The sequence below is a fragment of the Shewanella sp. 0m-8 genome (genome assembly GCF_052977265.1).
The window spans coordinates 1-25,239 of record NZ_JBRIMB010000037.1; the positions used below are offsets into that span (position 1 = coordinate 1).

21 protein-coding genes, 2 tRNA genes and 1 rRNA gene are annotated in these 25,239 nt (G+C 45.0%); 4 read left to right on the forward strand and 20 right to left on the reverse strand.

Features of this window, described 5'->3' with window-relative positions; all coding sequences use genetic code 11:
- The 5 genes from ACVBIO_RS15690 to tyrP form a co-directional block, all read right to left on the reverse strand.
- Positions 1-68, reverse strand: a 16S ribosomal RNA gene (locus ACVBIO_RS15690); the annotation flags it as partial.
- 1,281 nt (positions 69-1,349) lie between these two features.
- Complete coding sequence (gene gdhA / locus ACVBIO_RS15695; protein ID WP_447162716.1) at positions 1,350-2,693, reverse strand: NADP-specific glutamate dehydrogenase; 1,344 nt, start codon at positions 2,691-2,693, stop codon at positions 1,350-1,352.
- Positions 2,694-3,751: 1,058 nt separating this feature from the next.
- A tRNA-Ser gene (locus ACVBIO_RS15700) sits at positions 3,752-3,842 on the reverse strand.
- Positions 3,843-4,499: 657 nt separating this feature from the next.
- Positions 4,500-4,590 (reverse strand) — tRNA-Ser (locus tag ACVBIO_RS15705).
- Between the two features lie 164 nt (positions 4,591-4,754).
- Positions 4,755-5,957, reverse strand: a complete 1,203-nt coding sequence (gene tyrP, locus ACVBIO_RS15710) for a tyrosine transporter TyrP (RefSeq protein ID WP_447163896.1) — start codon at positions 5,955-5,957, stop codon at positions 4,755-4,757.
- A gap of 473 nt (positions 5,958-6,430) precedes the next feature.
- Here tyrP and ACVBIO_RS15715 point away from each other — a divergent pair, with 473 nt between their 5' ends.
- Positions 6,431-6,922 carry a TlpA family protein disulfide reductase gene (locus ACVBIO_RS15715; RefSeq protein WP_447160881.1) on the forward strand — a complete coding sequence of 164 codons (492 nt, stop codon included), beginning with the start codon at positions 6,431-6,433 and terminating at the stop codon, positions 6,920-6,922.
- Positions 6,923-6,958: 36 nt separating this feature from the next.
- A complete protein-coding gene (locus tag ACVBIO_RS15720; RefSeq protein ID WP_447172952.1) occupies positions 6,959-7,483 on the forward strand; it encodes a GNAT family N-acetyltransferase in 525 nt (174 codons plus the stop codon).
- A gap of 155 nt (positions 7,484-7,638) precedes the next feature.
- Here ACVBIO_RS15720 and ACVBIO_RS15725 read toward each other — a convergent pair whose 3' ends face one another.
- Complete coding sequence (locus ACVBIO_RS15725) at positions 7,639-8,229, reverse strand: hypothetical protein (RefSeq protein WP_447172953.1); 591 nt, start codon at positions 8,227-8,229, stop codon at positions 7,639-7,641.
- A 78-nt stretch (positions 8,230-8,307) separates the two neighbouring features.
- Positions 8,308-8,862 (reverse strand): hypothetical protein, encoded by a 555-nt coding sequence (locus ACVBIO_RS15730; RefSeq protein WP_447172954.1) that lies wholly within the window; start codon positions 8,860-8,862, stop codon positions 8,308-8,310.
- Positions 8,863-9,093: 231 nt separating this feature from the next.
- Between ACVBIO_RS15730 and ubiD the strand changes: the two genes are divergently transcribed.
- Complete coding sequence (gene ubiD / locus ACVBIO_RS15735; RefSeq protein ID WP_447160877.1) at positions 9,094-10,575, forward strand: 4-hydroxy-3-polyprenylbenzoate decarboxylase; 1,482 nt, start codon at positions 9,094-9,096, stop codon at positions 10,573-10,575.
- A gap of 108 nt (positions 10,576-10,683) precedes the next feature.
- A complete protein-coding gene (fre, locus tag ACVBIO_RS15740) occupies positions 10,684-11,394 on the forward strand; it encodes an NAD(P)H-flavin reductase (protein WP_447160876.1) in 711 nt (236 codons plus the stop codon).
- A 139-nt stretch (positions 11,395-11,533) separates the two neighbouring features.
- Here fre and ACVBIO_RS15745 read toward each other — a convergent pair whose 3' ends face one another.
- From ACVBIO_RS15745 to ACVBIO_RS15805, 13 genes are all read right to left on the reverse strand, one after another.
- Positions 11,534-12,538 carry a substrate-binding domain-containing protein gene (locus ACVBIO_RS15745; protein WP_447160875.1) on the reverse strand — a complete coding sequence of 335 codons (1,005 nt, stop codon included), beginning with the start codon at positions 12,536-12,538 and terminating at the stop codon, positions 11,534-11,536.
- A gap of 53 nt (positions 12,539-12,591) precedes the next feature.
- The gene (gene rbsK / locus ACVBIO_RS15750; protein ID WP_447160874.1) at positions 12,592-13,509 is read right to left on the reverse strand and encodes a ribokinase; all 918 of its coding nucleotides are present in this window, start codon (positions 13,507-13,509) and stop codon (positions 12,592-12,594) included.
- Between the two features lie 121 nt (positions 13,510-13,630).
- The gene (rbsB, locus tag ACVBIO_RS15755) at positions 13,631-14,530 is read right to left on the reverse strand and encodes a ribose ABC transporter substrate-binding protein RbsB (protein WP_447160873.1); all 900 of its coding nucleotides are present in this window, start codon (positions 14,528-14,530) and stop codon (positions 13,631-13,633) included.
- 108 nt (positions 14,531-14,638) lie between these two features.
- Positions 14,639-15,616, reverse strand: a complete 978-nt coding sequence (gene rbsC / locus ACVBIO_RS15760; RefSeq protein WP_447172955.1) for a ribose ABC transporter permease — start codon at positions 15,614-15,616, stop codon at positions 14,639-14,641.
- Entirely contained in the window at positions 15,613-17,118 is a 1,506-nt protein-coding gene (gene rbsA / locus ACVBIO_RS15765) for a ribose ABC transporter ATP-binding protein RbsA (protein WP_447169481.1), read from the reverse strand. The genes rbsC and rbsA overlap by 4 nt, the downstream gene beginning before the upstream one ends.
- An 18-nt stretch (positions 17,119-17,136) precedes the next feature.
- On the reverse strand, positions 17,137-17,556 hold the full coding sequence (gene rbsD, locus ACVBIO_RS15770) for a D-ribose pyranase (RefSeq protein WP_447160870.1): 420 nt from the start codon (positions 17,554-17,556) through the stop codon (positions 17,137-17,139).
- Between the two features lie 513 nt (positions 17,557-18,069).
- A complete protein-coding gene (locus ACVBIO_RS15775) occupies positions 18,070-19,353 on the reverse strand; it encodes a winged helix-turn-helix domain-containing protein (RefSeq protein WP_447160869.1) in 1,284 nt (427 codons plus the stop codon).
- A gap of 329 nt (positions 19,354-19,682) precedes the next feature.
- Positions 19,683-20,507 carry an ABC transporter permease gene (locus ACVBIO_RS15780; RefSeq protein WP_447172956.1) on the reverse strand — a complete coding sequence of 275 codons (825 nt, stop codon included), beginning with the start codon at positions 20,505-20,507 and terminating at the stop codon, positions 19,683-19,685.
- A 4-nt stretch (positions 20,508-20,511) separates the two neighbouring features.
- Positions 20,512-21,420 (reverse strand): ABC transporter ATP-binding protein, encoded by a 909-nt coding sequence (locus ACVBIO_RS15785; RefSeq protein ID WP_447172957.1) that lies wholly within the window; start codon positions 21,418-21,420, stop codon positions 20,512-20,514.
- Positions 21,421-21,471: 51 nt separating this feature from the next.
- Complete coding sequence (nosD, locus tag ACVBIO_RS15790; RefSeq protein ID WP_447172958.1) at positions 21,472-22,788, reverse strand: nitrous oxide reductase family maturation protein NosD; 1,317 nt, start codon at positions 22,786-22,788, stop codon at positions 21,472-21,474.
- A gap of 89 nt (positions 22,789-22,877) precedes the next feature.
- The gene (locus tag ACVBIO_RS15795; protein ID WP_447160885.1) at positions 22,878-23,342 is read right to left on the reverse strand and encodes a nitrous oxide reductase accessory protein NosL; all 465 of its coding nucleotides are present in this window, start codon (positions 23,340-23,342) and stop codon (positions 22,878-22,880) included.
- 189 nt (positions 23,343-23,531) lie between these two features.
- Complete coding sequence (nrfD, locus tag ACVBIO_RS15800) at positions 23,532-24,479, reverse strand: NrfD/PsrC family molybdoenzyme membrane anchor subunit (RefSeq protein WP_447160865.1); 948 nt, start codon at positions 24,477-24,479, stop codon at positions 23,532-23,534.
- 2 nt (positions 24,480-24,481) lie between these two features.
- A complete protein-coding gene (locus tag ACVBIO_RS15805; protein WP_447160864.1) occupies positions 24,482-25,192 on the reverse strand; it encodes a 4Fe-4S dicluster domain-containing protein in 711 nt (236 codons plus the stop codon).
- Between the last annotated feature and the right edge of the window lie 47 nt (positions 25,193-25,239).

Here is a 25,239-nt window from a genome sequence, read left to right on the forward strand (position 1 = left end):
CGCTCGACTTGCATGTGTTAGGCCTGCCGCCAGCGTTCAATCTGAGCCATGATCAAACTCTTCAATTAAAGTTTTTTTGCTTCTTCCACCTTACAAGTAAGGCTAAATCAGCGGCTCAACGAATTCTGTATTACATAAATTATCTTTGATTTTACTTTCTATAAGAAAGTGAAGACCAAAGTTGCTATGAACACTCATTCATTAAGTAATTTTTTGATTGTCTCGTGAGAGACAATTTCGAATAACTTAATCTCTGTGAGTGTCCACACAGATTTGCTTGTCATATTGTTAAAGAGCGTGACACCAATCTTTCAGATGCCGCCTTAGACGCTTAGGTCGTTTGGCTGAGGAGGCGTATTCTACACTCTCCAGTGGCGGCGTCAAGCGCTTATTTTAAGAAGTTTTTCAAGCGATGATTTCTTATACACTCTCGTGTTAACAACCATCATTCGAAGCTCTTAAAGCGTTTGTCACCTGAATCAAATCTCCTAGGAGTTTTAACTCTCTAACACTGCTGCAAGTCCCGTGCTATCTAGCTTAACGCTGGGTAGGTGGCCTGCTGCGCCGTGTCAGTGGGGTCGCATTATAGGGAGTTTTCAGATCAGCGCAAGCGCTTTTTGAAATAAAAATACATTTAATTGCCATTCTTTTATAAAGCACAGCAAAGCAACAGCTTACACACAGAGTTATACACAAAATAGGTGTAAAACGAGTCATTAATGATGAATTGGCACTACTCGTTTGAGCGAAACATAGAGAGGATCGCGCCTATATTTACTTCACTGACACTAGTACGCTGGTACTTGCTGGCTCATCAAGCAGTAAACGGCCGCTTTTAACTATGCTTAAACGATAAAGTGAATTAACCCATAAAGGCGCCACTCACCTATAGCCACTAACTTATACAGGTGACCACTTCTATATAGTTAACCTATCGCTATGATGGGGCTAGCGATAAGTGAATCGATATCGCTTTCGGCTATTATAATAACGCCGCAGTTTGGAAAATCCATAAACCTGCCTGCTTCTATAAAATTTAGCATACAGAATGTCGCGATATCAGATGTGACTATAAGTAGATGGAGAATATAAAGAGCTATGCAGCATGAGGCTGATAGCACGACTTCAGTAACACTTTACGGCTTATTTATATCGGCCACTATATAAGAGATACCCAAACAGTCACTTAAGTCGAGGTTTAGGTCGATGTTTCAGTCTAGCCTTGGCTAAGCTAGCAAGAGGGTTGTCACTTTCTAATGGTATTAATCTACAACTTAAAATGAAAAAGGACCGAAAGGTCCTTTTACACTTTATTTGATGACTCTATTTAGTGGTTTTATTTAATGACGTTAGTAGACGCCTTGCGCCTTCATTGCATCTGCCACTTTGACAAAGCCGGCTACGTTAGCCCCAAGCTCATAGTTGATATGCTCGTTTTCACGACCATATTGTTCACATGTTGCATGGATTGAGTACATGATATCGCGCAGACGCATATCCACTTCTTCACGGCTCCAGTTTAGACGCAGTGCGTTTTGACTCATTTCTAAACCTGAAGTAGCAACGCCCCCCGCATTAGCAGCTTTACCTGGTGCAAATAACACTTTAGCTTCGTGCAGCAAGATAATGGCTTCAGCAGTACTTGGCATATTGGCGCCTTCAGCAACAATCTGAACGCCATTTTCAATAAGCATTGCCGCATGTTCGCTATCCAACTCATTTTGTGTTGCACAAGGTAGGGCAACATCAGCAGCAAATTGCCAAGGCGTACCAGCAGTCACATACTCTAGCCCCATTTCATAGGCATAATCTGCAACGCGACCACGGCGTTCATTTTTCACTTCCATCAACTTAGCAAGTTTCTCAGTGGTGAAACCTTCTGGATCGAATACTACGCCGCTAGAGTCAGATGCGGTAATGACCTTCCCCCCCATCTCCATCGCTTTCTCGATTGCATACTGAGCAACATTACCAGAACCCGATACGGTAACAGTTTTACCTTCTAATGTTTCGCCTTTGGCTTTTAGCATAGCTTCAACAAAGTACAACAAACCATAACCCGTAGCTTCAGGGCGGATCAAACTGCCGCCAAATGTTAGCCCTTTGCCAGTAAACACACATTCAGCACTGTTAGTCAGCTTTTTCATCATACCGGTCATGTAGCCGACTTCGCGAGCTCCCACACCTATATCGCCTGCAGGCACATCTGTATCTGCACCTAAGTGACGATGCAGTTCAAACATTAATGCCTGACAGAAACGCATGACTTCGCCATCGCTTTTTCCTTTAGGGTCAAAATCACTACCGCCTTTACCGCCGCCCATTGGTAAAGTAGTTAAGGCGTTCTTAAAGGTTTGCTCAAAGGCTAAGAACTTAAGTACCGACTGGTTAACTGAAGGGTGGAAACGCATACCGCCCTTAAAAGGACCAATAGCAGAGTTATGCTGAATTCTAAACGCGCGGTTCACCTGAACTTTACCTTGGTCATCAACCCACGATACACGGAACTGGATCAGACGCTCCGGCTCAACTAAACGCTCTAAAATCCCAGCATCTAAATATTCAGGATGCGCTGCAACAAAAGGCCAAATAGAAGTTAGCACCTCTTTTACGGCTTGCAAGAACTCAGGCTGGTTAGGGTTACGAACGGCAACAGTGGAAAGAAAACTATCGAGAGTCAAATCGCAGCTCATTGTGGTGCTCCAGGGTATACAAAGAATGATGATTGCTACTGCTTGGATTGCGATCGCAAACCCGCAGTTTATTGTGTGGGTAGGTTTATATCAGGAATTGATAGTTAATGAATACAATTCATCATTAATCCTGTGTGTTTCCTCAAGAAAATTAAACATATCCACCCAACAGAATGAATTCATTAATAAATACCTCTATAAAATGAGAATTCATCAATTTACAGCAAACAACTCATTCAGTAACAGCAAGCTTAGCCATATATTAAGAGACAAAAATTACTAATATTTGCAACTGGAACTAGGTGTATAGATGATACTAATAAAAAGTTCCACACTGACTACCCAAACGAAAAAAGGCTTCACTCTTTATTCAAGAACGGAGGCCCTTCTCTAATAAAGTACAGGGATAGGCGGCTTCTGATAACAGGAACCCTGGGGTTCAGAGTGTGGCCTCAAGAATGCGAAAAGGCCTCAGCATTTCTGCTGAGGCCTCATCTAAATGTGGCGGAGGGATAGCTGACTTTAACTCACTATAAGCAAAAGAAACCCTGGGCTCTAATCAGCTTTATATCCGAAACGAAAAGAGGCTCATCATTTCTGATGAGCCTTCCCTCTTGAATGTGGCGGAGGATAGCTGACTTTAAACTAATAGGAACCCTAGGGTTCAGCTTAAATTACCCAAACGAAAAAGGGCTAGTCTTTCGACTAGCCCTTCATCTTGAATGTGGCGCCGGGATAGCTGACTTTAAACAATAGGAACCCTAGGGTTCTAATCTGCTTTATATCCGAAACGAAAAAGGGCTTCCGCTCTCTATTATAAGAATGGAAGCCCTTTCTCTAAATGTGGCAGAGGGATAGCTGGCTTTAAACTAACAGGAACCCTAGGGTTCAAAGTGTAGCTTCCAGAATGCGAAAAGGCCTCAGCATTTCTGCTGAGGCCTCATCTAAATGTGACGCTGGGATAGCCGGTTCTAAACAATAGGAACCTGGGGTTCTAATCAGCTTTTTCTGGATATACGAAAAAGGGCTTCCATTACTGGAAGCCCTTTCTCTAAATGTGGCGGAGGGATAGGGATTTGAACCCTAGATGGGCTATAAACCCATGCCGGTTTTCAAGACCGGTGCATTCGACCACTCTGCCATCCCTCCGAACGCCGCAGATAATAAGGATACTCGACTGCAATGTAAAGCCTAATCTGATTCGAATGGCTAAATTTTGAATCATTTCTGCAATTTTACTCAAACCTTAGTGGCTTCTGGCAGAAAACAACCAATTATCGAGCGCAACAGCCTTAGACCGAATTTTTAACTGAACGTATAAGGCTCCCCCATTCTTTATTCAAAAATTCATGCCCTTTCTCTAAATGTACCGCCGGGATAGCTGACTTTAAGCAACAGGACCCCTTAGGGTTCAATTTTGGTTAGATCAGAATGCGAAAAGGCCTCAGCATTTCTGCTGAGGCCTCATCTAAATGTGGCGCTGGGATAGCTGACTTTAAGCAACAGGAACCCTTGGGGTTCAATTCTGTTTAGATCAGAATGCGAAAAGGCCTCAACATTTCTGCTGAAGCCTCATCTAAATGTGGCGCCGGGATAGCTGACTTTAAACAACAGGACCCCTTAGGGTTCCAATCCCTATCAAATCATTGCGCTAAACGAAAAAAGGCTCATCATTTCTGATGAGCCTTTCGTCTTGAATGTGGCGGAGGATAGCTGACTTTAAACTAATAGGAAGCCTAGGGTTCAAAGTGTAGCTTCCAGAATGCGAAAAGGCCTCAGCATTTCTGCTGAGGCCTCATCTAAATGTGGCGGAGGGATAGGGATTTGAACCCTAGATGGGCTATAAACCCATGCCGGTTTTCAAGACCGGTGCATTCGACCACTCTGCCATCCCTCCGAACGCCGCAGATAATAGGGCTCCTCGACGTTAATGTAAAGCCCAATTTGATTCAAGTGACCAAAAAATCATCCGATATCGAAAATTACAGCTTAATGAGCTATTTTTCAGTCAATTACTCACTTAAAACTGGTTGCAGCTCAATGCATCAGCTCTAGTTAAACCTAGCCAACAGCTGGCAGTAGATTAAAAATCTGCATTAGTTGTACGCTAATAATTAATACCCCCGCCAATGTAGCAATGATTAATCCCGCCTTGCCCCCCTTAACTCTATATCCTTCCAATCCCACCTGTTTACGCTGCGCCGTAACCATAGCCACTGGCAGAAAAACCGCCAAAATAACTAATGCGAAGGCTGCGTAGCCCAAGGCGGTGATAAAGCCTTGTGGGTAAAACAATGCAAAACCCAGTGGCGGTAGAAATGTCACTAAGCCCACTTGCACTCTATGACTTGGTTTAGCACTACGTTTAAATAGATCTGCAAGAAAGTCATATAAACCTAAACTCACCCCAAGAAATGATGTCGCCAATGCCAGATCGGCAAAGATTGATACCGCATTAGCAATCATTGGATTGTGTAACATCCGGCTCAAAGAGCCGATAAAGCCATTTAAGCTTTGGCTCGTCATTAATTCTTGCTGAGGTAACACGCCTTGGCTCGCTAGCATCCATACCACATATATCATTAGTGGCAATGCCGAGCCCACAACAATGATCCAGCGCAGTGCCTTAGTATCTTTACCTAAGTAGCGCACCACTGATGGAATGGAGCCGTGAAAGCCAAAAGAGGTGAATATTACAGGCAATGAAGCAAACACCAACCCTTGATGCACAGGTAAAGCCACTAGATTCTCGACGGAAACATGAGGCAGTAGCAAAAACAGCATCACCACTAACGCGATGAGCTTAAGTGAGAACAGACTTCGATTAATCATATCGACCGAGCGAGTCCCTATTGCCACCACAGTACCGATCAGCAAGGTAAAGATAATCGCCCCAGCCTGCATGGGCAGTTCTAATTCGAACCAATGAGTTAATTTACTGTGGATCTGCTCACCGCCACCAGCGATATAAGCAGCACATAGCGCGTAGAAAAGAAACATCATTGCAAAGCTCGCAATCACCTGCCCTTTTCTTCCCAATAGCTTGTGCGCCAGTGTGTGCAGTGTGGCATCGACAGGTGCAAACTGATGCACTTCAATCATGAGCAAGGCGGTATAGGTCATCAAAGACCAAATCAATAGCATGATAATACTGGCCACGCCAAAGCCAAGCCCAGACGCCGCGAGGGGTAATGCCAACATCCCAGCACCAATAGTGGTACCCGCAATAATTAGCATGCTGCCGAAGATTTTACTGTTATTCATTTATGGTGTTCCAAATTAAAGAGAAAGGCTTCGGAACGGGCATAGATAGTGGCCAGCTTCCGAAAGATGGAATTGCCACAATGGAGTGATTTAAAACATGAGGGGGAGTTTATAACCTCTATCTACGCCATTGTGGCTATAGATAGTAGTAAGCCTCGATCGGTGTTAATAACACGTAAAAATCCTTGGTAGTCACTGTTAATCAATGAGTTAGCTAACAGCTTAATAGGTAAGCCTCCACGATAGGGTGTCCTCGTTCGGCTGTCAACAAACATAAGTGATTTATTATTAAAAGCAGGCGCTATAAGCTTTACTCGTCTATCACTCGCTAGCCCCTAAATAGAGCATGTTCAGTCACATGCTGTTGCAAGCCAAGCTTATACATTCGATTACACGTCTGTTAGATTAACAAGTCAGCATGTTCAATCGCACTAAAACCACTATAAGAAACCAATTAAAAAGAATGGATGCTAATGAAAACGCTTAAACGACTTTTTGCCAGTTTACTCATACTAACCATAACAGGCTGCGCCACAACCGAAAGCCAACCCGAATACCTTACCTATGTAAAAGCGGGCGAAAATGTTCCCGTCACACAGTTCGTCGATACTCAGGGCAATACCATTGATCTTGCAGAATCAAACAACAATAAGCTGATAATTCTATTTGCAACTTGGTGCCACGACTCACAACGCACTATGAAGCATCTTGTTAACTCTAACCTTCATCTCAGTCCAAATGTCGACATCATAGGCATTGGCCGTGAAGAAACACCTGCCTCACTCGATAAATTTGCAGATGAGTATGAATTAAATTTCCCCTTAGTCGCCGATACTGACAGAGCGATCTACTCACAGTTTGCCAATAGTGGCATTCCAAGATTGATCTTGTTAGATGCTGGTAATAAAGTGGTTAAAACCATTATTGGTGAGACTGAGAACGCGATCACTGCAGTAGTGTGGTAATAGCGATTGCCGCAAAAGATTAGACAAGGAAAGCCAATGAGCAAACTCATTACCGAAACACCAAGGTTAATTATTAGAGAGTTTAACCTCGATGACGTACAAGCCGTCTACGACTTCAACGCAGATGAGAGAGTCAATCTCTATACTGGCGATGCAGGCGTTGTTAAATCACTTGCCGATGCAGAGCGCGTCATCCGCGACATTTGGTTGAACGAATACCTGCAGTTTGGTTATGCTCGCTGGGCAGTAGTATTAAAAGAGTCCAATAACGTCATTGGGTTTTGTGGCTTTAAAAACGATTACCGCATTGATGAGACAGATATTGGTTATCGCTTTGCGCCTGAGCACTGGGGTAAAGGTTATGCCACCGAAGCCAACCAAGCCTGTATTGAATACGCTAAAAACCATATGGATTTAGATTATATTGTCGGCGATGTCGTTGAGAGAAATCACGCCTCAATTAATGTACTCAAAAAGCTCGGTATGACGTTCAACAAAAAGTTTCAAGATCTAGGGTTTATCATTCAACGCTACGACATGTACCTAAAAGCCAAGAATTAGCCCTAATAAAAATTGAGTTACAATCTCAACTTGAGCCGTTAAATCGAGCCAAAAGCCACAAATAAAGCCCTGTTAGTCTGCACGATTAACTGGGCTTTGTAGACTTTGCGCTTTGCAGATTAGCTTTCAACAAGCAACATACTATACTGACAGCCCTAACTCGCGACCTCTTGAATGCCAGCATTACAGCTGCGAATATCAGATGGAGTTAAACCGTGTAAATGCTCAATAAGCTTAAAACATAGTTCAATATATTGAATCGCTTCCGCTTTACCCACCTCATAGCTCACCGCATGGGCAACCTTATTACGTAACTGGCGTAATTCACTAAACAGCTTTCCTTGTTTAGTATTAATTAGCTGCTCGCTTATCAAGATATTCTCAATATGTTTATAACGAGTATTCTTATCTAAGGTAATGTTATCGCAGTGAGATTTAATCAGCAGCTCGGCGGCCAGGTCCACCTGTTCCCAAGCTTCAATAATGGCTGAATTGGGTAAGTGATTCGCAGAGGCTATGAGTCGCGTCTTTTTATCGGTCTTTAACTCAGGAAATACACCTTCTGCTTGCTGAGTCACAGCTTTTAATCCTTGACCAAACTCCACCTCTAAATCTTTAAACTTCAGTTTTTTGGCTAAAGGGATCAAGGTCGATATCGGCCGCTTTAAACTCACCACAGCAAATACCAGCACGGTAGGCCAAATCAGTTTGTCGATTAACTCAATGGTAAATTGCATCCAACTCATTGCGCTTGCTTCCATGTTGCCGCCACTTTTTGTGGCAACAGAGTAACAAGATCCGCAAGCAGAATAAAACCGCCAACACTACTTAACCTTCTGATAGGTATTGGTGTTCCAATCAAACACATACTCCACACCTTGCCATTCATACACAGTGCGTCCCTCTTTTTGAATCACCCGCGCATTATCCGGTAACCGACTTAGCCCTGTTGAATAGCTTACGCTGGTCGTCACTCGCTCTGGAGGCCTAACGACTTTTGGCTTTGGAGCTTGGTAAGTTTGCCTGTCATAACGATAAGGCGAGTAATAGCGATTGTTGTAGCTGTATGGGTAGCGCCAGCGAGAGCCGACTCCCCAGTTATAACCAGGACGCCAACCGGGTCTGTAATAACCATTGCGATAAGGGTAGCCGTACCAACTGTTAGATACCCCCACGTTCCAGCGCCAAGGATCGCGGTAATCAACATTACTCCACCCAAGGCCAACGCTAACATTACTCAACACTTGTGATGCCGCCACCGGTGCCAAAACCACAGCCCTTGCAGCAACAGGGGTTATCGATACCGCCCCATCTGCCATCGCGATAGTTATCGACCCAGTAAATAAGCCAAGCAAGGCTGTAAACTTAAGTGCCTTCATCCCTCCTCCTCTGTTGTAACAAGCCAACAAACGTAGCATTACTTAGTTAAGTTTACGCTCAAATATGCCTTAAACCAATCTCGCTGACTAAGCACTTACCTACAAAGGGAATTGTATCAGTAAAGCCTGAAATATATTGAGGCCACGCATTGACGAACAAGCGTTTAACGCACGTTGGAATAGTGCTATAGTGCGCGCCATATCACAGTTTATAGCGATGAGAATTCCCCTATGAGTTTTAAGGATTTACGCAGCTTTATAGACCACTTAGAAGCCAATGGTGAGCTTAAGCGTATTAGTCATCCCGTTGATCCTCATTTGGAAATGACAGAGATTGCCGATCGCGTGTTACGCACCAAAGGCCCGGCTCTGTTGTTTGAAAATCCAGTCGGCAACGACATGCCCGTTTTAGTTAACTTGTTTGGTACGCCCAAACGAGTCGCCATGGCATTAGGTAAAGAAGATCCGCTCGCGCTGCGCGATGTAGGTGAACTGCTGGCATTTCTAAAAGAGCCAGAACCTCCTCGTGGCTTTAAAGACGCCATTTCAAAGATCCCCATGTTTAAGCAAGCGCTAAACATGCCGCCTAAAACCGTGCGTAACCCGCCTTGCCAACAAGTGGTTAAAACCGGCGAAGAGGTCGATTTAACTAAGTTACCGATCCAGCACTGCTGGCCAGGCGATGTTGCGCCGCTAGTGACTTGGGGACTCACTATCACCAAAGGCCCACGTCAAAAGCGCCAAAATCTTGGTATTTACCGCCAGCAATTACTGGGTAGAGACAAGTTAATCATGCGCTGGCTAGACCATCGCGGCGGCGCATTAGACTTTAAAGATTTTAAAGAAAAACACCCAGGTGAGCGTTACCCAGTCGTGGTTGCATTAGGTGCCGATCCGGTGACCATTTTAGGTGCTGTTACCCCCGTGCCCGACGCTATGAGCGAATATGCCTTCGCAGGACTATTGCGCGGTGAACGAACTGAAGTGTGTAAAGCCCTAAGCTGTGATTTAGAAGTGCCAGCCACCAGCGAAATCATCTTAGAAGGTTATATAGACCCCGATGAGATGGCAGAAGAAGGCCCTTACGGCGATCACACTGGTTACTATAATGAGACCGACTCATTCCCAGTGTTTACGGTGACGCACATTACCCACAGAAAAGATGCGATTTACCACAGCACCTATACCGGCCGTCCACCAGATGAGCCAGCGATGCTAGGTGTGGCATTGAACGAAGTCTTCGTGCCTATTTTACGTAAACAGTATCCTGAAATTATCGATTTTTACCTGCCGCCAGAAGGCTGTTCGTATCGAATGGCGGTGATCTCAATTCGTAAGCAATACCCAGGACATGCCAAACGTGTGATGATGGGAGCATGGTCGTTCCTACGTCAGTTTATGTACACCAAGTTTATTGTCGTGGTCGATGAAGATGTAAACTGCCGTGACTGGAACGATGTGATCTGGGCAATTACCACTCGCATGGATCCAAAGCGCGATACGGTTATGATTGAAAACACCCCAATTGATTACCTCGACTTTGCCTCTCCGGTGGCGGGTCTTGGCTCAAAAATGGGAATGGATGCAACCAATAAGTGGCAAGGTGAAACCGACCGCGAATGGGGCACTCCTATCGTGATGGATGAAGCCGTTAAGCAGAAAGTAGATGCTATCTGGGATGAGCTCGGTATCGATGATGCACCGACGCTGTAATCACTGTGCCACACAATTAGCTAGACTTTATATTGCCTGCAGAGCTTCTGCAGGCGCGTAAATTTATATCGAATAAGCTTCCAAAGAGAGGCGCATCAAGGAATAAAGATGAACACTATTAGCTGTACGATTGAAAAAGTAGCGCCGTTTAATAATGCCGTATATCAGGTCATTTTAAAGCCTAGTACTCCATTTGATTTTAAAGCAGGTCAATACCTTTGTGTGGTGATGGGTGAGAAAGACAAACGTCCATTCTCCATTGCCTCTGCACCCGATGCTGAACATATTGAGCTACATATCGGTGCAGCTGTTAGCGAAAGCTACCCTATGCAAGTAGTAGAGCGTTTAAAAGAATGCTTAGCCACAGGTAACAGCATTGACATCGAAGTGCCTGGCGGCGACGCGCATCTACGTGCAGACAGTCAACGCCCACGTTTACTGATTGCTGGCGGTACGGGTTTTTCTTACATCAAGAGTATCGTTGAACAAAAGATTGCTTTAGGCCAGGAAGTTGAAACCACGTTTTATTGGGGCTGCCGTAACCAGGAAGCCATGTACTTTGAGACCATTGCTCGCCAGTGGCATGAAGCGCATCCGTGGCTCAACTTTGTTCCAGTCATTGAAGAAGCCAATGCTGACTGGAAAGGTAAAGAAGCCAATCTGCTAGAGCAGATTAAAAACGACTTTGACAGCCTAAGCGGTTACGACATTTATATAGCGGGTCGTTTCGACATGGTTGGCGCAGCACGTGAAGTGTTCCGTACCATGGGCGTTGAAGAAGATCACCTTTACGGTGACGCATTCGCGTTTATTAAGTAAACCGAATACCACTGGCATAGCCCAGTACCAACTTGTCAGTAAAGCGCTTAAATAAAAGCGCTTAAGTAAAAACGATCAAAGGCGAATGAAAGCTAATTCATTCGCCTTTTTATTTATGCTGTTACTTTTTACCCACGCTTTATCTTTGGCTCACGCTAGCGCGCACTGTCACTCTTGGCTCAATATCCATAAATTGCTGTGGCAAGCTTGGGTCTTGTAATCTAGCGATTAACGCATGCACCGCCGCGGCGCCTAAACGTGCTTTAGACTGATGAATACTGGTTAGCGCGGGCGTCATAAATTTTGCCAATTGAATATTGTCGTAGCCGATAACGGATAACTGCTCAGGGATCTTCACCCCTGTCCGCTGGGCTTCATGCAATACACCAATGGCCATCATGTCATTACACACAAATAGTGCGCTAGGCAATTCACCCGTCGCTTGCAGCTTGGCAAACGCCGCCTTGCCACCTTCGGTTTCAAAGTTGCCCTCGACCACCCATTTAGGATTAATCGGTAAGTTTGCCGCTTGCATGGCATCGACAAACCCCTGATAACGTAAGTCAGCCTGCTGGCGGTTACGCGGGCCAGTAATACAGCCTATTTCAGTGTGGCCGTTATCAATTAAATACTGAGTTGCCAATATGCCACCTTGACGAGAATGCCCCTGAATTTTATCGCAAGGAAAATCCACCAGGCCCCAATCCATGACCACTACAGGTAACGCTTCTAAGCGGCGATAAATCAGTGCATCATCACCCTCGAGCATAGCGCACATCATAATTAGGCCATCGACACGGCGCTCAATTAACGTGGTTAAGGAGCGCTTTAGGCGCTGGGCGTCACCCTCGGTATTACACAAAATAAGGTTGTAACCCTGCTGATAACAGGCTTGCTCAACACTGCGTACCACTTCAGCATAAAATGGGTTAGTAGAGGTCGTCACCAACATGCCAATGGTTTTAGTGCAGTTTTGCTTAAGGCTGCGAGCCACCGCAGAAGGACCGTGATAATTGAGCTGTTGCGCTGCATCTTGCACCCGCTTAGCAATGTCTTCACTCACAAAGCGGGTACCATTCATCACATGGCTCACTGTTGAAGTGGAAACGCTCGCAAGTTTAGCGACATCTTTCATGGTGGCCATCTGGGTTAACTTCCTATCTAAATAACGATGTTATTAACTGTTTTTATAACAAATTAGTGCGTAGCTAAAAACTGCTCAACTTCAGCACGGCTTGGAATCGAGGTTTGTGCGCCAAAGCGGGTCACTGAAATCGCCGCAGCACCGTGAGCAAACACCACCGCCTGCTCAATAGTTTGACCTTCAAGTATTGCCGTAACAAAGGCACCATTAAAGGTGTCGCCTGCAGCGGTAGTATCGGTCACTTGTACTTTAAAGCCAGCAATAATTTTACCTTTACCCTGCTCACTTAGATACACGCCTTTTGCACCTAAGGTGATCATCACAGTCGCAATCCCTTTATCATGCAGTACGTTGGCAGCCTTGGCAGCGCTGTTAGCATCATCAACCTTAATACCAGTTAGGAGCTCAGCTTCGGTTTCATTTGGGGTAATAATATCAAGCATCGACAATAGCGAGTCAGGTAAGCTGCGTGCTGGAGCGGGATTTAATATCACCTTGGTGTGTTGCGCTTTAGCGATGCTCGCCGCCAGTTCAATACCTGCTAGCGGGGTTTCAAGTTGCATTAGTAGATATTCAGCAGCGGCTATTTGGCCGCTATGTTGCTCAACGATCTCTGCTGTCAGCGCATCATTTGCCGCAGCCGCAATACAGATGCTGTTTTCACCGCTGTCGCTCACCTGGATCATCGCAATGCCCGTAGGGGTATTTGTCATCATGTGTACAGCAGATACATCCATGCCATCTTGCTCAAAACTATGACGGATATTTTTACCAAAACCGTCATCACCCACACAAGCGATAAATCCGGTATCAGCACCTAATCGCGCAGCAGCAACCGCTTGGTTAGCGCCTTTACCACCAGGGATAATTTGATAATTGTAGCCATGCAAGGTTTCTCCTGGTCGCGGAAAAGAAGCGACTTGAAGTACATGGTCGGCATTGACACTGCCTAAAACGATTAACTGAGACATTTACCTATTCCTTGATGTTCTCTGAGTCGCTGCCAACCTCTTTAATGTTGGGCTCAGAGTGAAACGCGCCTTGAATCAAGCTCAAAAACGCAGCACACTAGTGTGACAAATTATGAATAAATTACTGTGTTGCAGTAATGATTTTTAACGCAACAGGTATCGATTTTTCGACCTGATTGCCTTTTAAGATCTTGTCGGCCATCACAATAGCCGTAGCACCGAGCAACTCAGGCTGCTGAGCAATGGTCGCCGATAACTGGTTTCGTCTTACCGCGGCAATGCCTTCGTCGGTGCCATCAAAACCAATCACCATGATATCTTTACCTGCCGCTTCAATGGCGCGTAATGCACCTAAGGCCATTTCATCATTTTGAGCAAATACCGCCTGCACATCACCGTTTGCCGCTAACATATTTTCCATCACGTTTAAGCCTTTTGAGCGGTCAAAATCCGCGGGCTGACTCGATAACAGGTTTAAGCCGTGAGCCTTAATGGCATTGCTAAAACCTTCACCCCGCTCACGGGCAGCTGACGTACCCGCAATACCCTCAAGCTGAATGACCTTGGCATTAGCGCCGAGGGTATCAGCAATAAACTGCCCAGCTAATTCGCCACCCGCAATATTATCAGAGGCAATATGGCTGACGATATCACCGCGCTCTGCTGTTCTATCTAGTGTCAGCACCGGAATGTTAGCGCGATTAGCCGTGCCGATAGCATTGGTCACAGCTAACGCATCGGTTGGATTAATCAAAATCGCTTTTACGCCGCGCATGGTTAAGTCTTCAACGTTAGCGAGCTCTTTGCTTGGGTCGTTCTGCGAGTCCAGTGCAATCAGCTTATAACCTAGCTCTTTTGCCTTAGCTTCGGCGCCATCTTTCATGCTGACAAAGAATGGATTGTTCATTGTCGACAGCACGATAGCAATCGCATCCTGGGCACTAGCGCTAAAAGGCGCACTCGCTGACAACAATGCTACTGACAACAGAACTGACACTTTTTGATTAGCAAGTCGCTTCATGGTAAACCTTTTTAATACAGGGAATGTACACAAGCAGCACGCTGGGCGCACAGCTTATCAATACTTACGCTTTTTCCTATCTAGACCTTTGCCTATCTCGACTTCTGCCTATCTCGACTTCTGCTTAGTATCGATTAATACCGCCAGCAAAATCACGCTGGCTTTGGCGATCATCTGGAAGTAAGACGACACATCGAGCAGGTTTAAGGCGTTGTTCAAAAAGCCAATAATTAATGCCCCAATTAAGGTGCCCATAATGCGGCCTTTACCACCCATTAAACTTGTGCCACCTAACACTACCGCGGCAATCGCATCAAGCTCGTAACCCATACCTGCCGTAGGTTGCGCCGAAGATAAACGTGCGGTCACGATAATACCAGCGAGCGCCGCCATTGAGCCACAAATGGCATAGGCCGCGATCTTGACCTTATCAACCGCAATACCTGATAAACGCGCCGCTGACTCATTACCACCCACAGCGTAAATATAACGGCCAAAGCGTGTGTGATTTAACAAATACCAAGCGCCAGCAAACACCACCGCCATCAACCACACCGGCACAGGAATGCCCAGCACATAGCCAGTTCCTAGCCAGGTAAAGCTATCGGCGGTGTCAGTAAAACCTGTAGGTACAGGGCGACCATCGGTGTACACCATAGTCACACCGCGTAGCAGTGTCATGGTCACCAAGGTGGCGATAAAGGCTTGCACCTTACCTTTGGCAACAATAATGCCACTGATAGCCCCAAGCGCCGCGCCCGCGATTAATGCTACAGGCAAAGCAACCATCACAGGCACATCCATACCGATTAAAGTCGCCACGATTGCGCCACTTAAGGCTAAAACCGACCCGACACTCAAATCGATACCCGCTGTCAGAATAACGATTGTCATCCCTACCGCAATAATCGCGTTAACCGAGGTCTGGCGTAAAATATTAAGTAAGTTATCTACCGTTAAAAAGTTTGGGCTCAGTAGCGACACCACAAAAATTAGGCTAAACAGGGCGATAAGCGATTTTTGCTCAATCAACCACTCTTTATTAATTCTCTTATAGAATGGCTGGACTGTAATTAACGGGCTCATGCAATATCCTTGTTTAATGTTTTACCAACGGCGCAAGCAAGAATGGTTTCTTGATCTGCTATCGCGGCATCAAATTCGCCACTGATCTGGCCTTGGTGCATCACTAAAATACGATCAGACATCCCCAGTAACTCAGGCATATCCGATGACACTAAAATAATACTCATACCTTGCGCCTTGAAGCGGTTGATAAGATCGTAGATCTCTTTCTTCGCGCCCACATCTACACCACGAGTTGGCTCATCTAAAATAAGCACCTGCGGCAGAGTCATTAAGCCTTTGGCGATTGACACTTTTTGCTGATTACCACCCGACAAATTACCAATACGGGCATCACGGTTAGGTGTTTTGATATTAAAGGCATCAATAAAACGGTCGACTTCGGCCATTTCATCATTGTGGCGCAGTTGTAGCCCAGTACTTAACTTGGCTAATGCGCAAATAGACATGTTTTCTTTAACCGACAAGTCTAGCAATAAGCCATCGCCTTTACGGTCTTCTGAAATATAAGCAATACCGGCATCAAGTGCTTGCTGCGGATTATTAATCTTAATATCACAGCCATTCAGGGTTAGCTGCCCCTGGGTTTTAGCACTTGCGCCAAAGATCATCTTCATCAGTTCGGTGCGCCCGGCACCCATTAACCCCGAAAAACCTAAAATTTCTCCTTGGTTAAGGTTAAAGCTCACGTTTTCAACCCCAGGGCCTGATAGTTGATTTACTGCCAATCTGCAGCCTTGATGAGTAATCGCAATGCGTGGATATTGGTCCGCAAGCTTACGGCCCACCATGCGCTCAATGAGTTGATCTTCGTTAATGTCGCTAATCGCACACTCATGAATAAAACCGCCATCTCTAAGCACAGTTACCGCATCACAAATGGCAAAGATCTCTTGCATGCGGTGAGAGATATAAACGATACCGCAGCCTTGGTCACGCAACTCATTAATGACTTTAAACAGCGATTGAGTTTCAACGTCGGTGAGGGCGTCGGTAGGCTCATCCATGATGATGACTTTTGAGTTAAACGAAATGGCTTTGGCTATTTCCACCATCTGCTGCTCGCCTAAACTCAGCTTACCGACCAAGGTTTGCGGCGCATGGGTTACCGATAGGCGTGTTAGTAGTGCCGCTGCTCGGGAGTTCATTTCATCCCAAAGTATGCGGCCAAAACTAGAGGTGATTTCACGTCCCAAAAAGATGTTTTCAGCAATGGTGAGCTCAGGTAGTAAATTCAGCTCCTGATGGATAATGCTAATGCCAGCTTGCTGTGAATCACGCGGGCCATCGAAACTGCGCGCCTTACCTTGGTAAACAATACGGCCTGCATCTAAGTTGTAGATCCCGGTGAGCACTTTCATTAATGTCGATTTGCCCGCGCCGTTTTCTCCCATCAATGCCATCACTTGGCCAGGGTAAACATTTAAGCTAGCTTTATCGAGCGCCTTTACCCCGGGAAAAGACTTTTCTATCGCTTGTAACTGTAATATTGCTTGGGTCATAACGTGACTCCGGTAAGCTTAAAATACAACACCAGTTTTAAAAATCACATTGGCATAAGGCGTGCACTCACCGGTGCGGATCACCGCACGACTATGTTGAGTTCGTTGCTTAAACGCTTCATGGCTAATGTACTCAATCGAAAAAACACGCCCTGTTGCTTGCTGCTCAAGCTCAATCTCAGCCAATAGTGCTTGATGGCACTCGGGGCTGACATCGGCAAACTCTTGCGCTAATACCACACCCTCGATTTGCGAGCTCGCTAGCCAGACCTTAACGGTGGCAATAAAGCTAGGTACCCCATGAGTCAAAGCCAGATCTATGCGCTGTACTGCCGCTGGGATCGGTAGTCCGGCATCACAAATAGTCACTTCATCGGTATGCCCCAGCGTGGCTGCAAGGTAATTCATATCTGCATTGAGCAAAGCGTGCTTGTTCATCTATCAACCTAAATGATTATGGCGACAACATCGAAACGTTTCGATAGCAATGCAGCGAGCATAATCGAAACGTTTCGATAATACTTGAAGCAGCATTAAGATCTGTGAAGGATCTAACAGAAATATCTGCGATCAGTGGAGAGAGTGATGAGTAAAGGAGTGACTAGAAGCGGAAGTACTGAGTTTAGCACTCGGTCAAACAATACAAAAAAAGGCAAAACAGGGTAAAAAGAAGGGGCTAGATCCTAGGGCGCTTCGCTGCGAGGACGGGCTACGCCCTACTAGGAACAGCAAAAGACAAAAGCACCGCCTTTTCCGCTTGTTAGCTTTTGCTAGAACCTACTCTTCCTAGAACCTAGAACGCTGCGCGGCTAGAGCGGACTACGTCCTGCTATACAATCAAAAGAAGGCACACCGTTATCTTTTGTTTTCCGTCTTAGCTTATACCGTCTTAGCTCTAACCTGCTTTTCCTAGAACCTTCTCTTAATCCTAGGACCTGCTTTTAACAGCTATTAAAGCTTCACCTTGTCATATTCAAACCAGGCGACCAAGTTACCTAAAATAGGCACTATCCACACAGCGGTGTCTGCATCTTTGTATATGCGGTAGAAATACAGGTCACTATCGATGATCTCGTGCTTACGGATCTCACGATAAAAGTGCATCGCTGATGGGCTGACTTGATCCGGCTTGATTAGCTCTTTTTGCGACACTTTGACATGGAATACATCCACATCTAAGTCATTAATTTTTTCCTGATACTGAGTAAAATCACCTTTGATCTTATATTTTATCGGAGTGGTCTTACACTCTTCATCGGTTACGCACGCCGCAGAATAAAACTTACCTGTGTTTTCATCATCATAGATAAGTGACAGACTGATGTCTGAGCGCACCAACATATTACCTTGAACAGGAAAATACACATCTGCGTGATAATGATGCTCAATAAAGCCACTGGTGCCGGGCTCATCATGAGGGATGATGACGCGATTATAACGAATGCGCTGTTCCATCATATGAGTTAACTCGGTAAAGGTTTTCATATTCAAACCCGCTGGCGTTAAGTCAATCGCGGTAATATTAATTAAACCTTTACCCGAACAGCCATAGGTATCTGCCTCGGGGCATGCCGCCATCGAATAGTAGTTACCATCGGTGACAGCGTAACCTTTAAACTTGCTGATATCACTTAAGTGGTTCGATTCCGGGGCCAGATGTTTTTGCCACATAGAGGGGTGCAGATGAGCGACATTATCTTTATGGATAAGCGCAACATCTTGCTTAACGCCACCAATATTTAACTGAATATTTTTCTCTGCATCCCAACTGTTCTTAGCTTTTACTACGCCGTGATAATCACTGAAGTACCAAACAGACAAAGCGATCAGCGCGACAATAATAATACCGCTTATTTTGACCAATAATGACACATCAACAATGGCAGCGCGCACCGATTCTGGGTCATTCACTGCCAGCATTTTGATGTGAGAACGTGTTGAGACATTAAGCTGATACCCGCGGCCAGCTATGGTGCGCAACATGACTTCGGGATAAGCTTCTAGCTTCTTTCTGAGGGTACTAACGCATTGAGTTAGCGAGGTTGCAGCCACAACCCGATCGGGCCAACCAGCCGCTAATAGATCTTCTTTAGTGCATACCGAACTCATTGAGAGTATTAATTGATGCAAAACCGCCGACTCCGATACAGTCAGAGTTATGGTTTTATTATTTGCATGATCGACTAATTGTTTAGCCTCTTCATCCAGCTCCAAATATGGAGTAACTTTTAGCACCCGAAACCTCTACAAATCAATTCACTGCAACTCGAACATTAATACGACTTAATGCAAGTTTACTAAAAAATGGTTTTAAAAACGTGACTTTACCCTGAAATCAAATCAGCCATCGAAGAACAGGGTGTTAATGCTCACATATCTAACATTTTAACGGTTGAAGACATTTAAATTGTGCTGAATCACTTTAAACGCTTTATTCAACATAGCTTTATTATCAAGCCTTCAATATCAATCATCGAATATCAATCATCGAATATCAGTTCTGTAATATCGAGGACACATCTTTACCACTTAATTTATTTAAACTACTAAAACCCACTTTTACATTATAAAGCTCGGCGTTTAAATAATTGATTAGCGATAAACACTAATATTGCAACCCACAACAACATCACGCCATAAAGCGCCAACTTTCCCAATGTAACAGAAGAGATCATCGCTAAACTTCCACCGCTAACATCTGTACCGATTAAATTTATCGCTCGATAGAGATCGGTTGGATTAAGTGCAATTAAGAGGTTGATTATATACTGATTAAAAAAGGCGAGATCTGCAACTAATATTGTTAATAACAGTAAGTCATAAATGAGAACGAACACAAACCAAACGAATAAAATACTGGCAACGGCTTTAGCTTTCTCTGTTGATTTAAGACTGACGATATAACCCAATAAAATAAAAGCGATGGCGAGCAAAATGCTGCTCACTATAAATTGGCCAAACTGAGTTAAGGTCTTAGCAACCTCATAATCACCACATACAAGCAATAATAATGCGGTCAAACTAAAAGCGCTGCCAATGGTGACACTCATAATCAGGCTATGGCCTAACAGCTTGCCCATTAAAATTTGTAAACGAGTGATTGGGTAAGACAATAACAGCAATAAAGTACCGGATTCATCCTCCCCCACAAACGCATCGTAACTCACCAGCATCGCCGCGAGCGGAATGATAAACACCGAAATCGTCGACAGGCTTGATATCAACGCATCCAATTGAGGCAAAGCCAGATGCCCGGCTACGGCGCTGCCCGCAAAGGTTACGCTCAACGATAAGATTAAAAATATTAATGAGATAAACAACACCCAGCGATTACGTAGGCTATCTTGGATCTCTTTTTTAGCAATAACACACACAGGAGATGTCAGCATAACCTTAATTTACCCCTGCAACTTGAGAGCATTGACCCATATAAAAATGATAGATATCAGCTAATGCAGGCTCTTTAAGACTAAAATCAAACACCTGGCACTCAGATGTTAATAACTGCAATACCTCAGTCTTAGACTGCTCATCTAACAGCAAGGCATTGTCAGCATAAAGTGCAGCTAATTTCGGTTGCCCGCAGATGACACTTGCAAGCTGGGGCGAGGTCAGTCGAGTTTTAAGACCGCTAGCCTGGCTTAACTGCGCTACGCTGCCCGATGCCAGCGCCTGCCCTTTGGCTAAGATAAGCGCGATATCGATATTATGCTCAATTAGTGATAGTTCATGGGTGCACACAATCACCCCGCAGCCTTGCAATTTAAGCTCATCAATTTTGCCGTACAAAAATTTAGAGGCCACAGGATCGAGCCCAACCGTTGGCTCATCAAGTAGCAACAACTCAGGTTCACTCAAAATAGCTTGAGCAAAACCCAGGCGCTGCTTCATGCCTTTAGAGTAGGTTTTTAACGCTCTATTTTGGGCATATTCTAAGCCAAACTCTTCAAGCAACTGGCTGACTCGCGCCTGGCCGACGCCCTTTAAAGCGGCAAAGTAACTTAAAATTTCTTTACCCGTTAATTTGTCATAAAAGCTCACACTTTCAGGTAAATATCCAATTTTTAAGTCTGCACTGCGCGTTAGACACGACAGATCTTGCCCAAGAATACAGACATTACCCGCAGTGGGTTTTATCAAGCCTAGGAGGATTTTAATCAGAGTCGATTTACCCGCGCCATTATGGCCAAGTAACGCCATAGTTTGGCCGCGTTCAACCGTAAAACTCACATCATTAACTGCAGTAAAATCGGCAAACTGGTGTCGAATATGGTTAGCTGATACCGCTAAAGCAGGGTTCATCGATTCTCCGAAAGGCGGTTATTTGCTGACTAAAAACATCATCTCGTCCGCCTAAAAACTAAAAGCTGGGTTCATCTCTAATAACGGGTAACTGTCGACAATCCCGCTAGGGGCTGTGATCTCAAACTGACGTTGAACCCAGCGCAGTACGACAACAATTGGGCTACCCATCAAGAAGTTAGCTTCAGGATAAAGCCAGAATAATTTATCAATCTTATCATTGGGCTGATAGGCCGTATTGCCCACACCATCTAAATTGTGATCCCAGCCGAGGTATCCACTCCAGTAGTTCCCTCGGCCAGCATGGCTCCACTCCAATAATGCATCACCGACATACTTAACCTGAGAAAAGTTATCAATAAACTGGTTGCCATAAATGTGATTCCCCTCTCCTCCCATGGCCATATAAAAGCCAATATCATTATGAGCAAAGTGGTTATGGATAATGGTGTTATCTCGAGCACCGTAAACGAATATGCCTTTACCCTCTTGGCCTTGTACTTGGTTTTCACTGCGGTTAACGATCTGTTCGACTCGATTAAATTCCACCAGCGAGTCTTTGGTCATGTTCAGCAAAATACCGAAATCGATGGCCTCCCATACCTGATTACGGTGGAGGTGAATGCGTTTCGAGTCCATCAAGGCATAACCACCATCGACCTGATAGCTCTGGTTATTAAAGGCTTCATCGTCTTGGGTGTACATGTAATGAATACCGTACTGCTGGTCAAATAATCGATTAGCGTACACTCTACTTTTACTGCCAGATTCAAGGTAAACCCCGTCTCTGACCTGCGAGATAGTATTGCCCCAGATCTCGGCGCCAACAACGTGCTGCAAATGAATGCCATCACCGCGGTCCAAGGTATATAAGGTGTTGTTACCCACAATCACGTTATCGTGGATTTTGATATCGTTTAGCTCATCGGCGCGAATACCAAAACCGTTACCTTGCAAACTGTTGTTATGGATTTTTACGCCATCACTGCCTGGCTCAACTAAAATACCGGCATCGCGCTCATAATGATCATTGCCCCAGTTTTCAATTCTCAGCCCTGAGATCTCAACATTAGCAGCAAACACCGTTATTGCGCTGCCCACGCTATTAGCATCAATAATGCTGTCGCCAAGGCTTGATAATATAATCGATTGATGGATTTTTAGTGGGCCTTGATAACGCCCAGCATCGAGAACAATTCTGTCGCCAGCCTTAGCATGAGTTAACGCCAGCTGTAGCTCCTGGCTGTTAGATACGGCTAAATGGGCGCCATTACAGCCAGTGGCATAGAAGGTTGCATATACCACTAGCAGCCAACGTAATATGCTGACGTTCTGCGCCAGCACTTTTCGTAAAGGTGAGCGACTCATAAGATACCGTTCCAGCAAATTCTAACGCCAATATTAAGAAGGTGGCTCGTATTAGCCAGCGAGCATTAGCTAAGCCTTAAATGACTCACTTACTCGCCAGCGAGCAGTTCAATCGTGATCTGCTCATAAGTCAGTACCGCGCCACCAAATTCTTGGGCAAACTGGGTTGCACTTTCTTTACTCGAAAATGAGGCAACAGCAGGCCCCATCACCGCTTGTTTACTAGTGCCATAAACATACCAAGCAGAGGTCGCATCAATAAAGCTCTGATCATCAGGTTGCTGCCAATCAGTCTGCGCCATATCATGCACTTTTAGCTGGGTGATCTGGCGCTTATTCTCTGGTTGTAGCGCAAAATTAAACATGTCTCGTGTCGAGCAAAACTTTGGCACTATGGATTCATTCTTTAATCTCAACTGCCCTTTAGGCCCTGGGTATTTAGTGATCATCATGCCGCACAAGTGGCAACGGTCGTGATCATGAATCGGTTCAGCTTGTGTCGACTGCACAGCGGCATCACCTTGACTACAAGCAAACATAAATGGGACTAACATCAAGATGAACATCAATTTTTTCATTCGACTTCCAACTACAACAGAAAGATAGGAAAACTCACCGCTTGTTTTTACAGATGAGGTAACAAGATGTGAGTGTTGAACCAATTGTTGCTCAACTCCTAACACTCACCTTGCAGGGACGAAGCATTAGGAGCGAACAACTCACTTAACTAGCTTGCCTTATGGCTAGATAGCAAAGGTTTGACCAGCATATAGGATGAACATACGCAGACACATCATGCCAGCAACGGCGCACACACCCGATAAATAGAACGCTTTAGCCGAATGACTAAACGACTTACCAGTAGCAAAGTTAAGTAATAGCGGGCCACCAAAACCTAGGCCAACCACACCAAACCAGAACACCGCTGCCCATTCACCGGTATGGAACGCTTCAAATGCACTTTGTGCCCCAGCATTACCCGTCATAAGTGAAGTCACGATCATGAAGATAAATAGCATTTCAGCAATCATGATTGGCCACTCAGCACCATGAAGCACTTTCATATCTTGGCTGTGTAAGTCTTCTTTAAACATCGACACGGCAAGCATTTTGGCTGCTGCTGCGCCCGCTGAAATACCAGAGGCAATAAAGAGTGCTGGTAAAACAGAGGTGTTGATGATAGGAAAACGAACCAGTGCCGAGATAAGGAAACCAGTATAAGCACAGACAGCAAGTGCCAATACTAATACGGTGACTTCACATGGGCGGCGAATGCCTTTTAGCTTTTCAACCACAGGTACTAGTACCTTAAGTGCGGGTACTGAGCGGATCTCTTCTTCAAAGGCAAATAGTGCAATCAAAGCCACTAACGGGATATACACCGATAGTGCGATAACACCAATCGACATGACTGAATTTAGGTTATAGAAAACCAGAATTCGCCAGAAGAATAGTGGGTTAGTTAAGTCTAAAACCAGACATAACATACCTAAGCTAATCGTCACAAATGAGATTAATGCTGCCGCTTTATAAAATGGCGTGTTGGTTGTCTGCTTTTTGTAGAATCGCAGGAATAATGCAGTGGCTAGCGCACCACCGGAGATCCCTGCAAAAAACAAGTACACAGCAATAGGCCAGGGCCATGCTAGGCCCTCAGATAACCCCATTGTAAACTCAATATTACCGTCCATATCTATACTCCTAGCTTTACAATAGGGATGTAACGCAAGCTTGGCTCAGTTCCAAATCCTGGCTTAATTCGCACAGAATCTTTTACTCTTAAAAGCTTGCTGATATAGGATGTCGGATCGTTGATATCACCAAAAATCAGTGCATCATAACGGCATTTCTGCACACAAGCAGGTAGCTCACCAATGGCAAGTTTGCTATTAAGGCAGAAGTCACAGTTATCAGCGACATCGGTTTCTTTATTAATAAAGCGCGCATCATATGGGCAAGCTGCAATGCAGTACTTACAACCTGCGCACTTAGACGCGTCCATAGTGACAATGCCGGTTTTCTCATCTCGGTGCGCTGCGCCAGTTGGGCAAACGGTCACACAAGGGGCATTCTTACACTGCTGACAAGAGACGCGTACAAACTTACGCTCACAGCCACATTCGGTTGTTTTGCCGCAATGTGGGCAAGGCTGTCCCTCTAATCCACCAGAGTGCTGTTCTAACAACAATCTAGACTTACCTGCTGGTAAGTTATTGGCTAGATTACAGGCCTCTTTGCACTCGCCGCAGCCGGTACATTTATTTTGATCAAACACCATCGCATAATGGGGCTTGCTTGCATCTGACTCACCCTCTTTGACAGAGCTACACCCTAAGGGCGCTATTATCAAAGAGCTGGCTCCTAAGCACTTAAGGAACCTCCGTCTCTCTATATTTTCACTCACAGCATCCTCCAGCTATCAGCTATTTTGCTGATATATTTATACTTATT